The organism is Clostridium sp. AM46-21, from assembly GCF_003480025.1.
In the GTDB taxonomy this organism is placed as follows: domain Bacteria; phylum Bacillota; class Clostridia; order Lachnospirales; family Lachnospiraceae; genus Coprococcus; species Coprococcus ammoniilyticus.
The window spans coordinates 26044-40786 of record NZ_QUIB01000025.1; the positions used below are offsets into that span (position 1 = coordinate 26044).

The following is a 14743-nucleotide window of genomic DNA, read 5'->3' on the forward strand; positions in this document are numbered from 1 at the left end:
ACTCTATTCCTCATGTGTCATTTCTATAAATATATCTTCCAGTGACTTATTCTTATGTGCAACAACCAGATCATCCAGCGTTCCCTGATAGATATCATGACCTTTCTTGATCATGATGATATTATCACACAATTTCTCTGCAACTTCCAGAACATGCGTTGAGAAAAATACGCAGTTACCTTCATCCGCATGCTCCCGCATCATCTTCTTTAATTCATATGCCGCATTCGGATCCAATCCGGTCATCGGTTCATCTAAGATCCAGACCGGTGGTTTATGTACTAATGCGCCTATTACCATCATTTTCTGGCGCATACCATGCGAATAGCTGACCATTTGTTTATTTAAGCTGTCTTCCATACCAAAACGCCCAGCCATTTCCTCTAACCGCTTCTTACGGTCAGTCTCTGATACACCATAAATATCTGCAATGAAATTCACATATTCCAGTCCTGTTAACCGTAAAAAGATATCAGGATTATCTGCAATATATCCAATCGACTGTTTTGCCTCAAGCGGCTCTTTCCGGATATCATGACCATTGATCTGAACGCTGCCCTCTGTCGGTTTTAAAATACCGGTCAGCATCTTGATCGTTGTTGTCTTCCCCGCACCATTCTGCCCTACGAATCCGACGATCTCACCTTTCTTAATATGAAAGCTTAAATTGTTTACGGACACAAAATCTTTACCGTAAATTTTCTTTAAGTTATTGGCTATTATCATTCTTTATCTTCTCCCGGTTCTTATCTGTCACACCATCGTTTCTATCTGGTCTGTCATTTATCAAAATACTTCTTTCCATTTGGTTTTAATTATACCAAGCCCCTAATCTCTTTACAATATAAATATACCAAAGGCAGCCTGAAAATACTCTGCATAGTAACAGGCTGCCATCTTCTTTATATGATTGTCCGCGGACATTTTACTGTTTATAAGTTGATACTGTCATCAAAATGAAAGGCATAGATGATCTTCTCTGTTACCATTCTTCCGGTAAGCTGATGTATCGTCTTTGCATACATATCAAGCTGTACATGATAACGGCTGACCAGATCCGATATCTGATCCACCCGGTCTGTCTTGTAGTCCATTAAAACCACCTGATCTCCTTCCAGAAAATAGGCATCGATCACTCCCTGAACTACGACCATATCCTTGCTGTCTTTATACTCCGGTGATATATCTTCCGGCTTCATGCCGATATAAAACTGCTGCTCCCGGTATAAGGTATGGTTCTTCTGTGCTTCTGCCATACGGATTCCGAGTGGGCTGTTGACCATGTTATAAATCTTATCTGCACGAACATGCTCTCTGTACCGTTCTTCCAGATATCCATGATCAAAAAATGACCGGATCTGCTCTCTAATCTCATCCATGCTGTTTCTTGTAAAATCAATAAGCTCCATGATCTTATGGATCACAGTACCCATCTCATTTCCTTTTACAGGCTCCTCCTTCATGCGGGAATGAAGCACCGGTATTGTAATCTCTGCTTCTGTCACAGGCGGCTGATACAGGTCAGATCCCGGATTCTCCTCTCCGCGGTGTGCAAGTCGTTTGATCTCTGTAACGGACATCTTATTTTTTACTGCCTGCTCTGTTTTATATGGGTAGGTATAATCTAAAAGTTCCTTATACTTTTCATATAACTGCAGTTCATCCTCTGTCTGTACAGCTTTTTTTTCTGACATATCTATATTTGTCCCGGCAGGTATCTGATTCTGATAGCCGGTCTTTGCAAGTACCCAGGTTGCATAAGTATCCTTTCTGCATACAGTATCTTCTGATACGATATGCATAGATAACGCCGATAAGATCCAGTCCATAAAACAGCCGGCTTCCATTCTGGTGATATATGGAAGCTCCATCCGCATCTGTCCGGACGCTTCAATAAGAAAATCAGTCTGCAGCGGATAATCAAAGACTGCCTTTTCCGCTCCGGGGTCTTTTACCGCCGCTGTCATATATAACTTCTCTTTTGCTCTTGACAGGGCAACATATAAGATACGGATCTCCTCCGCCAGCTTCTCTGCATTCATGACACTGAGCATGGCCGCTCTTGCAAATGTTTTCTTCTTCGCACGGTTCTTCCGGTCAATCGCATAACCTGCCAGATAGCTGTCTGCATTTACCGTCACCGGAGATAAGGCATCCAGATTCGAAAAACGATTTGCCAGTCCACTGACAAATACAACCGGAAATTCCAGTCCCTTGCTCTTATGCATCGTCATCATCACAACAGAATCGTCATCATCTCCAAGCACCGATGCTTCTGCAAAATCCAGATCATTCGTCTTCAGCCGGTCCATGTAACGCAGGAAATTAAACAATCCACGAAAACTGCTGTCCTCATAGGTATCCGCTTTCTGGATCAGCATATCGATATTTGCCTGTCTTCGTTTTCCCGACTGCATCGCGCCAACAAACCAATAATATCCGGTCTGCTCCAATATCGAATGAAGCAGTTCACTGATACTCATATAGTTTTTATCTGCCTTCCAGCTATCCAGCATACGAAGAAACTGTCGAAGCTCCTCTGAAGCTTTTGAGTCCGGCTTTTCTGCATAATAACAGACCTTCTGATAAAAACTCGCCGTCCGCGCCAGATTCTTCTCATGATCCTTGAAGTCCCGGTCATAGATACCTACAATCTCTGCAAGCTCCTGTTCCTTTACACCTGCAAGCGGTGAACGAAGGACTGCTGCAAGTGCATAATCCTGATGGGAATTATCGATCACCGCCAGCATATCAAGCAGGGTACTGATCTCGATCGCATCAAAATATCCACTCTCGCTCTCTACAAATAATGGAATCCCACGCTCCGCAAATGCTTCCTCAAAGGCTTTCGCATTCTTCTTCACACTTCGCATCAATACCGCAATATCCCGGTAAGAAACCCTTCTGGTCTCTCCGTTATCTCCATCCGGAATATAAAGTGGTTTATCACCCTTCACTAACTCATAGATCTCATCTGCGATCATCCGTGCCTCTATATCCACATTTGTTAACGACCGTATCTCTTCCGGCTGGGATTTCTCCGGATCTGCGCAATCATTCCTTACGATCAGGATCTCGGATCCATACCCCATATTATTCTTGTCCTGTCTTCCGATATGCAGCTTTGCCGATTCATCATAATCGATCCCGCCCAGATTCTCTGACATCAACGGTTCAAAGATCTGGTTGATCGTATCAATCACCTTTCCTGCACTTCGGAAATTATTCGAAAGCAGGATCTTCTGATCTTCTGCATCTTCCCGGTCAGAATATGTATTATATTTATTCAGGAACAGATCCGGTCTTGCCATACGAAAGCGGTAGATGCTCTGCTTGATATCACCTACCATAAACATATTCTTCCGATCTTCTCCGTGACCTGTCACACAATTTAAGATATCTTCCTGTAAAAAGTTGCTGTCCTGATATTCATCGATCAGGATCTCACGATACCGTCTGGCAACCGTCTTTCCTGCTTCCGATGGAATCACACAGCCATTCTCATCCGTTCCTGCACACAGGATGTCATAGGCAAATTCTGAAATGTCCCGGAATTCATACAGATTCCTGTCGAGCTTCTCTTCCTTTAACCGATCCATATAGGAACGTGTCAGGGATAATAACGCTAACAATGGTTCCTTCATCATCGCACATTCTGCAAGTATGACATCTGTCGGACGAAACAATGCCATCATGTCCTTTACACTTCCACGATAGGTCTGCATAGTCGTCTTTACATACTGCTGTTTCTCCGGATCACAGGCTGCGATACGCTTCAGATTGGAAAATTTGGAAACCCGTTTATATGCCTCATCCATATCCTCGGCCCGTCTCAGATTCCGCAGTAATTCCAGATCTGAATGTATAATAGGATCATAACCTGCAGGGCCATCTGCTTCGCCTGCGATCTCTAAGCACTGTTCTGCCTGACCGATCGCTGAATCAAGCGTGTCTGCTACGATCTGCATATAATCCCGATACCATTTTAAGGTATACAGTTCTTCCTTCATTGATACTTCAAGTGCCGCTTCTGCTTCATTTATCCAGCGTTCCGGCTTCGGATAACCGGAAGCAACGCGGTAGATCTGATAGACCAGCTCCCGGATCTTCTCATCCGATTCTTTTCTCGCAAAGCTGTCTACCAGTCCGATAAATTCATCGGATGCTTCCTGATATTTCTGTTCTAATACTTCATCCAATATATCATTCTTGATCAGATCCATCTCTGCATTATCTGCTATATCAAAAGAGGAATCGATCCCGATCATCTGAAAATAGTCTTTTACGATTCCAAGGCAGAAACTGTCGATCGTCATAATATCTGCCCGTGGCAGCAGGGATAACTGCTTAACGATATGCTCATCCTCCGGATGATCTTCGGCTGCCTGCTCAAGCTTATCCGCAATCTTCTCTTTCATCTGGGCTGCCGCAGCTCTGGTAAATGTTACAACCAGAACCTCATCAATATCGATTTTCTCCTCTGCCTTATTGCCATCCGCATCAACTCCCATGACCATCTCAAGAATCCGTTCTACAAGGACAGCCGTCTTACCGGAGCCTGCCGCAGCAGATACCAGAAGATTACCATGTCTGGAATTAATGACTGATTTCTGTTCATCTGTCCATGAAATACCCATCTCTGCTACTCCTCCCTGTACCGCTTAAGCTTCTCGTTATCCGGTCTGCGATATTGATTTCCGCCATTCTTGACATCAAAATGACAGATATTCTTAAACTCACAATAATCACAACCTGTATTGCTCTTATTCTTATATGGCTCGATCGCGATCTTTCCCTCTGCGATCTGACTTCCAAGTTCTTCTATATTCTCTCTTGTCAATTCCATGATCGTCCGGATCTGGTCTGCCGATACCACATTCTCACTTTTCTTGATGTCACCATTTTTATCAAGTTTTACCGGAAGTGACTGATTGCAGGTATGATCCATCTTCTGTATCACGGCAGGTGATTCATTGACAAATCCCTGCAGCTTCATTTTCTCCATTCTCTCAGCGTCTAATTTCTCCTGATCCGAGAATTCCGGCTGCTCTGTATCGGTATCAATCTCCGAAGATTCAATCTCGATCACCGGATCATCAAAGCTGTAATATAATAAACCGGCGATCTGAATATTCTTATCGGGATAGATCATTTTTTCAATCTCATATGCAATCGCAGAATAGGTCACAAGCTGAAGCTGTTCTCCATTCAGGACTTCCTCCAGACTGAGTTTTCTGGTGGATGATTTGTAGTCGATCACCTTGATATAAACCGTTCCATCCTCTTCTTCCACATCCACACGGTCGATCTTACCATTGATGCTCATCCGGATCTGATTTGGAAGCTCAAACAGATAAGAACCGACTTCATCCTTTGCGGAATCAAAGGTCTTTTCCAGCATTCCAGGCTTCATGCTGCCAAGTCTTATATGCTTCTGTAACATACCAGCGGATGTCTGTGCCATACGTTCGATCATCTGAAGCATGTAGGCATTTCTTGCATTATCTTCAAAGAAATCTCCTGCCGATTCCTCTGCTGCACGATTTACAAGCTCCGTGACCATCAGCATTCTCTCATCTTCCGGAAAATTCTCCCAGTCATTATTTCTGGTGTCTCTTACCTGCTTAAACAGTCCTTCCATTACACTGTGAAGGATAACTCCGACATTTCTGACATCGACCTGATACATTTCCCGCTCTTTTAAACGCAGACCATATTTTAAGAAATATGCAAATCCGCATCTGGCATATAATTCAAGCTTCGATACTGATGCATGCAGATATCTGCCATATAACAGGGCGATCGTCTCCGGTGGCAGCTGTTCTGCCACGTTTCTGTATGTTCTGCCTTTATAAATGGCTGTCAATTCTCTGGCCAATCCTTTTTCCGTCAAAATTCTTGTCAGAATCCGGCTCTCTGCATCTTCGCTATCATCTTCCTCTGTCCGGAGTATCCGTCTTAATGAACGGTTGACGGTATCCGGCATACAGGAAGCAGCATCATACTCCTCTGCCTGAAGGGATGGAAAAATACTGCTGATCCTTCCAAGCAGATAAGACGGACGCATGCTTTCAAGTGATGCGCTTAATTTATGATACGATATATACAGATGATCGGATGGTTTCGTCAATATCGTATAGATATAAAACTGCTCGATATAGCTGTTCTGTTTGTCGGATGGAGCAAGCTCCAGGCCGCAGCCTGACAAAATATCCCGGTCTCTGTCACTTAGGATTCTTCCCTTTTTCGGTGCTTTTGGCACGATTCCATCATTGACCGATGTAAAGAATAACACCTTTATGTGATTTAATCTTGACCTTGTGATATCTCCAATCAACACCCGGTCAACCGTAGGCGGTACAACACCGACTTCAATATCTGAAAGTCCGGTATCCACGATCTCATAGAACTCTTTCACGCTCATCTTCGTATCGCCTAAGAGTTCCGCGATCTTATCAAATAACCGGACCGTTTTCTCAAAGATCTGACCATAAGCATCTCCTTCATTGATCCGGTTTTCTTCATATAATTCATTCTTTCTGGCTTCTAACTTCTCATACATATGTATCTGAAGTAGAAAGTCATAAAGGGCTTCCACATAATCTTTTGTGATGGCTTTTTTATCTGTAAAGACCTTACGGATATCACCAAACATCTCCATAAAAGCCTTCCGGATCTCTTCTACATTTACCGGAGAGGTCTTCTCATAGTTTTCAGATACTGCCCGGTTCCATCTGCTGTAGCCACGGACACCACGCTTTAATGCATAATTTTCCAGAAGCTCTATATCCTCAAAGGACAGATCTGTCATACCCGCTTTTAAGAACCGGAACACACTGTCATAGGAGAAATCATCTGCCAGAACCGCCAGTACACTTCGGATCGTCTCCGCACATGGATTTGCTTTCAGGCAGGCATTTGCATCGATAAATACAGGGATCTCATATTCATCCATCACCCGTTCATAGATGTGGGATGCCTGTTCCAGATCTCCCGCTACGATCGCGATATCCTTATAACGGTATCCTTCCTCCCGTACGAGCCTCCTTATCGTAGATGCGACAAATACGATCTCGTCCTGTGCATCTCCTGTCGCTGTCAGATGGATCCGCTCCAATGGCTGCTTCCATTTCTGATACGGACTACGGAACAAATTCCGCTCCAGAAAAAACAGTTCCCGGTTCTCCCCCAGACGATAGTTGATTGTTCCAGGCAGAACAACCGGAGACTCAATCTCCACACCAGCGGCTGCTGCCGCTTCTGTTAATTTCTTTATCGTAGTCTTTGTCAGATAGAATAATTCGTAGTCTTTTATATGCTCATATTTCTGATCTCTGTCATCTAATGTAAAGGAAAAGGTCAGATCATCCGCACAGGTCATCAACTTCTCAACAAGTTCAAGCTGTACCGGCGTAAATCCGGTAAACCCATCAAAATACAGCGAACTGCCACACACAAGTTTAGACTGGCCAACATGTCTGGTCAACAGTTCCACCAACTGTTCTGCCACAATATAGCGTTCACCTGCAAATGCTTCAAATTCTTCGTAAATGTGTCTGATATCCTGCATTTTACCTGCAACAACGCTGTCCTCCGGAATCTGCTCCATGATCTCATCGATCGTATCCTGCTTGATATTATACTGGAAGATCTCCGACATCATGGATTTCATCTCATCCACAAATCCAAGCTTGTCGTAATAGTTTCCATATACCTGTAAGGTGTCCTGCTGTTCACATAAGATCTTCTTAATCAGCATACTTTTTCCAAAGTCTTCCAGCACCTGTCCGGTGCTGATCCCCAGTTCATCAAATACACGATATGCCAGCCGGTTCATGCCGATCGCATCAATATTCATCATGCCTCCGGCCGGATGCATGGTAACCAGTTCTCTCTGTGCTTCCATCGTATACTGTTCCGGCACGATCAGATAAAAATTCCGCTCCGGTTCTTTTATCGATGTCTGAATGATTTCATTGTAAATCTGTCTGGATTTCCCTGAGCCGGATGCTCCAAGTAAGAATCGAACTGACATAACGGTCTCCTTTCACTCATCTGTCAAGCAATACTCTTTTTCTGGCTTTCTCTTTGCTAAGCCATATTTACTTCAATATTGTTTTACTAACCATCTGCTCTTTGGTTATATTTTGTTTTCTCTGTGAATACAATATAGTAATAATAAATGAGGGGAATATTTATATGGCATCCACAAAGCTTATCGTTTTAAAATCTAAAGAAATCATATACACGGTTATTTTTCTCGGACTTGTCGCCCTGTTTATCATCATACTGACGATCATGTTCAAAAAACCTGCCACCGTTTCAGAAACTGCTTCTTCGAATACCGCTTCTGAAACAACGGAGCCTTCTTATAACCCCGGTACATATGATTCAACTATCACGCTCGGCGAATCTACTCTGTCTGTTATGGTTACGGTTGATGATCATTCTATCCAGGATGTTGCGCTCTCCAATCTGGACGAAAGTGTCACCACCATGTATCCGCTCCTGTCGTCTTCTTTAGAGGCGATCAACACTGACCTGCAGTATGTGTCATCGATTGACGACCTCACTGTTTCCGGCGATACCAAGTATACCTCGATGCTGCTGATCAACGCCATCAAAGAGGCACTCGCCAAGGCTGTGGTTCAATGAAATAGAACGATATATGCCAGACAACTGACTATTGTTACGCAAAACGTTCCCACTCTATCCTCGACGTAGCGGTACATAAGGCTGCAAAAAACGCAGCCTAAGTACCGACGCTCGGACAGGTTTGCTACACAATATCAGTTATCCGGCATATATCTGTTTATTGACATAACACCGTTTCCAGCCTTGGCTATTGATACGGTACAACCACCTAAGTAGTATGCTCCTTATGTAGCAGAACGCTCTCATAAGTCCTTGAATCAAAATGAAAGATACATTACATATTATTCCGTAAGACGCTTCCGCTCGTATCCTCGTGCAGCGGTACATAAAGTTGCAAAAAACGCAACTTAAGTACCGGCCTCGGATAATGCTTACGTCATAATAGTAATGCTATCTTCCATTTTAACTTAAAGTACTAACATCTGGACAGGTCTGCTACATAAGGACATTCTACTCAGGTGATTTGTGTTTCTATACCAAGATGTGTTATGTAACATTTCTGTACGTCAGATTTTTGTGCGCTGAGCCAGTATTCTTCCCAGCCTTGTCTGCGCTGCCTTTCAATCATAAATCGCATAGCCAAATATTTCTTTGTATGCTTACACAATACAGAAGGATGGTAGGTGTTATATTTTATGAAGCAAACCTCTCCTCACGCCGGTACTTGGCGAACTGCGAATGCAGGGAGCCTTAGGTACCGCTGCGTTGAGGATAGAGCGAAAGCGTTTTGCGGAATAAAGATATAACAACCTGCCTGCCTTCGTCCTTGTGCCTCAACGTAAAGGCTAGCGTCTAATGCTTGGTTACGATGTCGTTCTGGTCTTTGTAGATGCTGTTTGATGGCACATAGCCTCTGACACGGGACAATGGGTAGATGTTTGAATGTGAGCCGATCACGGTTCCCGGATTTAAAACGCTGTTACAACCAACCTCTACATAGTCACCAAGCATTGCACCAAATTTCTTCATACCGGTTGCAATATCGAAGTCCGCGCCTTTGACATGCACCAGTGTTTTGTCTGACTTGACATTAGAGGTAATGCTGCCTGCTCCCATATGAGAATGGAAGCCAAGGATCGAATCACCTACATAGTTATAATGTGGAACCTGCACATTATTAAAGATAATGACATTCTTTAACTCTGTGGAGTTACCAACAACGCAGTTATCTCCCACTAAAGCACTTCCACGAATAAATGCACACTGTCTGACCTCTGTATCTTTTCCAATAATACATGGGCCTGCAATATAAGCAGAATCAAATACAGTTGCTGATTTATGAATCCAGATATTTTCACCACGTTTCTCATACTCTTCCGGATCTAAGCTGTTTCCAAGTTCAATGATAAAGTCCTTGATCTTCGGAAGCGCTTCCCACGGATATGTAACGCTTTCAAGCAATGGCTTTGCTGCTGTTTCTGTCAGATCATATAATTCTTTGATCGTTACCTGTTTTACTGTTTCATTATTCATTTTCTTATACCTCACTATCTTTTTCAGAATTTAATAGAAAACAATCATTCGCCCGCAAAGGACAATTTTTATCTAAAAAAAATCATTTATCCGCAAAGAATAATTCTTTTCTAAAAAGCAATCATCTATCCACAAAGGATAATTCTTTCTATTAAGCAACTATGTTCAAGGTTATTTTTTATAATATACCCTTGTTCTGTCAAATACTGTTGTAATCTGGTTCTGATTGCTGATTCCCTTTACCAGATTTGTATATTTGATCACAAAGGTGTTCATCTTGTCTGTATATTCTTCTTTCGTGATCGAACCATCAGCGACACCACACAAGCCTTTTTCCCAGCTTGCTGTCAGATCCGCCCGAAGCAGTCCATTGATCGAATAATAAACAACATCATAAATGATCTCGCCGAGAAATGTCGGTGTTACAATCTGCGTTTTCTTATTCAGAGCAATGTATTTGTTATTTACAAGCTTGGTGATGATTCCATCTCTGGTCGCACTGGTTCCGATACCTGCGCCCTTGATCTGCTCACGAAGCTCCTCGTCCTCGATAAACTGTCCGGCATTTTCCATCGTCAGGATAAGCGTACCGGAATTGTACCGTTTTGGAGGTGATGTCTCACCCTCTTTGATCTCGAATTTGTCAAGTGAAAGGATATCTCCCTTTTTCAAATGTCCGATCGTCTCGATGAATTCCGGGCTGTATTTGGTATCATCCTTTTTCCTTGCAAAGCGGTTCGTGGCAACCTTCAGGTAACCTTCTTTTAACATATATTTGAAATTGGCAAATAAGAATTCATCCTGCTTTGCCAGTGTCATTGAAAGCTTCTGATATTCTGCTGCCGGATAAAAGATGCTTAAGAATCGTCTGCAAATGATCTCATACACATTTGCCGCAATCTCAGACAGTCCTCTTAACGCACCCATGCCCTGTCCGGTCGGAATGATCGCATAGTGGTCTGTGATCTGTTTGTCATTTACATACTTGGTCTTTGCGATCGTCTTATAGCTTCCCATGTTAAGAACCTCATCAGCATAGGCAGCCATCGGTGTATATCGTTTCAAACCGGATATATTCTTATAAATTTCCTTTGCCACAGCCGTTGACAACACTCTGGCATCCGTTCTCGGATATGTCACCAGCTTCTTCTCGTATAACTCCTGCACGATCTTTAAGGTGTCGGACGGACTGATCTTAAAAAGTGAAGAACAGTCATTCTGAAGCTCGGCAAGATTATACAGCATTGGCGGAGCCTTCTTTTCTTTCTTCTTCTCGCTTGCAACAAGAGTGGCTTCCATTCCATTTGCCGACAGCTTTTTCACCAGATCTTCTGCATCCTTCTTCTGCTTGAAGCCATTTTCTTTATACAGAAGCGGTGAATTAAAATACGGTGTATCCTTTACCGCTTTCCATTCTGCCTCAAATGTCTGCCCGGTAACATTTACCGTACCAACAACACGGTAAAATGGTGTCTTTACAAATTCACGGATCTCCCGCTCCCGCTTCACGATAATGCCAAGAACACAGGTCATAACACGTCCAACCGCAATCACGCATTTATCCAGTTTTAGATAATTTCTTATCACATAGCTGTATTTTAACGATAAGGCTCTGGAGAAATTAATACCCATCAGATAATCTTCTTTTGCACGAAGATATGCGGCATCGCTGAGCGAATCGTACTCTGAAAGCGGCTTGGCTTCCCGGATTCCACGCAAGATCTCTTCCTCTGTCTGGGAATCGATCCAGACTCTCCGCTTCTCTTTATTTCCAACCTTTGCCATCTGATCCACCAGACGGTAGATATATTCTCCCTCACGTCCTGAGTCGGTGCAGACATAGATACAGCCTACATCATCCCGGTTCAACAGCCCTGCTACGATCTTGAACTGCTTGCTGACATCTGGTATCACTTCGTATTTGAATTCTGTCGGAATAAAAGGAATCGTAGCCAGATCCCATTTTTTTAATTTCTCGTCATAGGCATCCGGATAGCTCATCGTGATCAGATGTCCCACACACCAGGTCACAACAGAATCTTCCGATTCCAGATAACCTGCTCCGGCATTTCCTTTTACACCAAGCACATCTGCAAACTGCCTTGCAACACTTGGTTTTTCTGCTATATATAAGTTTTTCAAATCAAACTCCTGATTCTTTTATATTTGATCAATATTACACATCACATCTTTTTATAATACCAGAAAAACAAGGTTTCGACCATAGCTTTTGTGATATCCGCACAGTAAAAAAGCACCCCGCCTTCGATTCAGAAAACGAGATGCCCTTTGACTATTTTAGGTTGTAATAAACATTTACTGTATTTGATCTTACTGCTCGAATAATAACTGCTCGTATGTAGGGAATGGCCATGCTGTCTTTGGAAGTTCTTTTTCCAGTTCGTCAGCAGGTGTTCTTACAGAATCAAATGCTGCAAATACTACGTTGTGATAGTATTTTGCCCATGCTTCGATATCATCTTCGTAATCAGCAGCTTTTGCAACAAGCTCTTCCAGTTTTACAGTTGCTGTCTTCAGCTCTGCAAGCTTATCAGAGATTGTATTCAACAGTGATACCTGTACGCTTGGTTCGATACCAAGAGCTTTGATCTCAGCAGCACCCTTTGCAAGCTCTGCCTGATATTCCATAACTGCCGGGATGATCTCTTCATTTGACATCTCGATCATTGTGAGTGCCTCAATGTTGATCTTCTTTGCATAATTCTCAAGCATAACTTCTGCTCTGGCTGACAACTCTGCTTTATCCATAACGCCAAGGCCTTCAAAGATCTTAACGCTCTTATCTGCTGCCAGATATGGAACTGCATCTACCATACATTTGATATTTGGAAGTCCACGTTTCTCAGCTTCTGCGATCCATTCATCTGAATAACCATTTCCGTTGAAAATGATCTTCTGATGCTCTGTCAGAGTCTTTCTGATCAATGCCTTACATGCTGTCTCGAAATCTTCTGCACCTTCCAATTCGTCAGTCATCTTCTTTAACTGATCTGCAACGATCGTATTTAATACCATCATTGGGAATGCGATGGACTGTGTAGAACCTACCATACGGAACTCGAATTTGTTACCTGTAAATGCAAATGGTGATGTTCTGTTTCTATCTGTAGCATCCATTGTAAATGTAGGAAGTGTGGATGCACCGGATACATAAGTCTTGCCCTTTGGTGATTCTGTAGCTTCACCCTTCTCAATGATCTGCTTAACGATGGATTCAAGCTGTTCACCAAGGAATGCCGAAATAATTGCTGGAGGTGCTTCATTTGCTCCAAGTCTGTGGTCATTTCCTGCGGATGATGCGGACAGTCTTAACAACTCTGCATTGTTATCAACGGCTGCAAGAACGGCTGCAAGGAAGAACTGGAACTGAAGGTTTGTCTCCGGATGTTTACCAGGATCGATCAGGTTCTCGCCCTCATCTGTTGAGATTGACCAGTTGTTATGTTTACCGGAACCATTGACACCTGCAAATGGCTTCTCATGAAGAACACATTCCAGATCATGCTTTGCTGCGATCTTCTTCATAGTAGCCATAACCAGATGGTTCTGATCGGTTGCTATATTTGTTGTTGAGAAAATAGGTGCTAACTCATGCTGAGCAGGTGCAACTTCGTTGTGCTGTGTCTTAGCAAGGATACCGTATTTCCATAATTCTTCATTTAACTCGGTCATGTATGATGCAACCTTATCTTTGATTGCTGCAAAATACTGATCGTCAAGCTCCTGTCCTTTTGGAGGCATCGCACCGAATAAGGTACGTCCACAAAGCTTCAGGTCTGTTCTCTTGGCGAATTTCTTCTTATCGATCAGGAAGTATTCCTGCTCAGGACCAACAGAAGCTGTAACCTTCTTTGCTGATGTATTTCCAAATAATGCAAGTGCCTTTAAAGCTTCCTTGCTAATCGCATCCATGGAACGAAGAAGTGGTGTCTTGTAGTCAAGTGACTCACCTGTATATGATGTGAATGCTGCAGGGATACAAAGGATACAGGTTCCTGCATCTGTTGTTTTTACAAATGCCGGTGAGGTACAATCCCATGCTGTATATCCTCTGGCTGCGCATGTCTCACGAAGTCCACCAGAAGGGAAGGATGAAGCATCCGGCTCGGATTTGATCAGCTCTTTACCTGTGAACTGAAGAATAACTCCGCCATCACCTACTGTACTTACGAATGAATCATGCTTCTCGGCTGTTGTCTCTGTCAGTGGCTGGAACCAGTGAGTATAGTGTGTTGCGCCAAGTTCCATTGCCCATTCCTTCATTGCTGCTGCAACAGAATCTGCAATAGATGTATCAAGAGGTTCGCCCTTATCGATTGTGTTCTTCAAGGATTTATAAACTGCTTTTGGAAGACGCTCTCTCATAACCTGATCGGAGAAAACGTGTGAACCGAATACGGCTGAAATTTTGTTCATCATAATTTTGTACTTCCTTTCTTCTGATAAAACAAAAAAAGAAAAGTGTCCCAATGATTTGGAACACCTTTGTTCATTTCGTCTATTTATTTGATACAATATATATACTCCTTTTGATTTGAAAAATCAACCCCTTATTTTAGAAAATTTATATTTATACATAGATAACATCATGAAT

General features: G+C 42.9%; 7 protein-coding genes. 1 reads left to right on the forward strand and 6 read right to left on the reverse strand.

Features of this window, described 5'->3' with window-relative positions; genetic code table 11:
* Window positions 1-3 precede the first annotated feature (3 nt).
* The 3 genes from DW959_RS13850 to DW959_RS13860 form a co-directional block, all read right to left on the reverse strand.
* Complete coding sequence (locus DW959_RS13850) at window positions 4-726, reverse strand: ABC transporter ATP-binding protein (protein ID WP_117785021.1); 723 nt, start codon at window positions 724-726, stop codon at window positions 4-6.
* Between the two features lie 206 nt (window positions 727-932).
* Complete coding sequence (gene addA, locus DW959_RS13855; RefSeq protein WP_118616405.1) at window positions 933-4637, reverse strand: helicase-exonuclease AddAB subunit AddA; 3705 nt, start codon at window positions 4635-4637, stop codon at window positions 933-935.
* Window positions 4638-4642: 5 nt separating this feature from the next.
* Window positions 4643-8035: a PD-(D/E)XK nuclease family protein gene (locus DW959_RS13860; protein ID WP_117823572.1), complete on the reverse strand. Its 3393-nt coding sequence runs from the start codon at window positions 8033-8035 to the stop codon at window positions 4643-4645.
* A gap of 164 nt (window positions 8036-8199) precedes the next feature.
* Here DW959_RS13860 and DW959_RS13865 point away from each other — a divergent pair, with 164 nt between their 5' ends.
* Entirely contained in the window at window positions 8200-8655 is a 456-nt protein-coding gene (locus tag DW959_RS13865; RefSeq protein ID WP_021944031.1) for a hypothetical protein, read from the forward strand.
* A gap of 792 nt (window positions 8656-9447) precedes the next feature.
* Here DW959_RS13865 and DW959_RS13870 read toward each other — a convergent pair.
* From DW959_RS13870 to DW959_RS13880, 3 genes are all read right to left on the reverse strand, one after another.
* Entirely contained in the window at window positions 9448-10128 is a 681-nt protein-coding gene (locus DW959_RS13870) for a UDP-N-acetylglucosamine pyrophosphorylase (protein ID WP_117823571.1), read from the reverse strand.
* Window positions 10129-10299: 171 nt separating this feature from the next.
* Complete coding sequence (locus tag DW959_RS13875) at window positions 10300-12270, reverse strand: DNA topoisomerase (protein ID WP_021943206.1); 1971 nt, start codon at window positions 12268-12270, stop codon at window positions 10300-10302.
* Between the two features lie 189 nt (window positions 12271-12459).
* Window positions 12460-14568 carry a glutamine synthetase III gene (locus DW959_RS13880; RefSeq protein ID WP_008403090.1) on the reverse strand — a complete coding sequence of 703 codons (2109 nt, stop codon included), beginning with the start codon at window positions 14566-14568 and terminating at the stop codon, window positions 12460-12462.
* Between the last annotated feature and the right edge of the window lie 175 nt (window positions 14569-14743).

Excerpts from the sequence above, each read along its gene's own strand:
- DW959_RS13870 (WP_117823571.1), bottom strand. The coding sequence starts at position 10,128 with ATGAATAATGAAACAGTAAAACAGGTAACGATCAAAGAATTATATGAT.
- DW959_RS13850 (WP_117785021.1), bottom strand. The coding sequence starts at position 726 with ATGATAATAGCCAATAACTTAAAGAAAATTTACGGTAAAGATTTTGTG.
- DW959_RS13865 (WP_021944031.1), top strand. The coding sequence starts at position 8,200 with ATGGCATCCACAAAGCTTATCGTTTTAAAATCTAAAGAAATCATATAC.
- DW959_RS13880 (WP_008403090.1), bottom strand. The coding sequence starts at position 14,568 with ATGATGAACAAAATTTCAGCCGTATTCGGTTCACACGTTTTCTCCGAT.
- addA (WP_118616405.1), bottom strand. The coding sequence starts at position 4,637 with ATGGGTATTTCATGGACAGATGAACAGAAATCAGTCATTAATTCCAGA.
- DW959_RS13860 (WP_117823572.1), bottom strand. The coding sequence starts at position 8,035 with ATGTCAGTTCGATTCTTACTTGGAGCATCCGGCTCAGGGAAATCCAGA.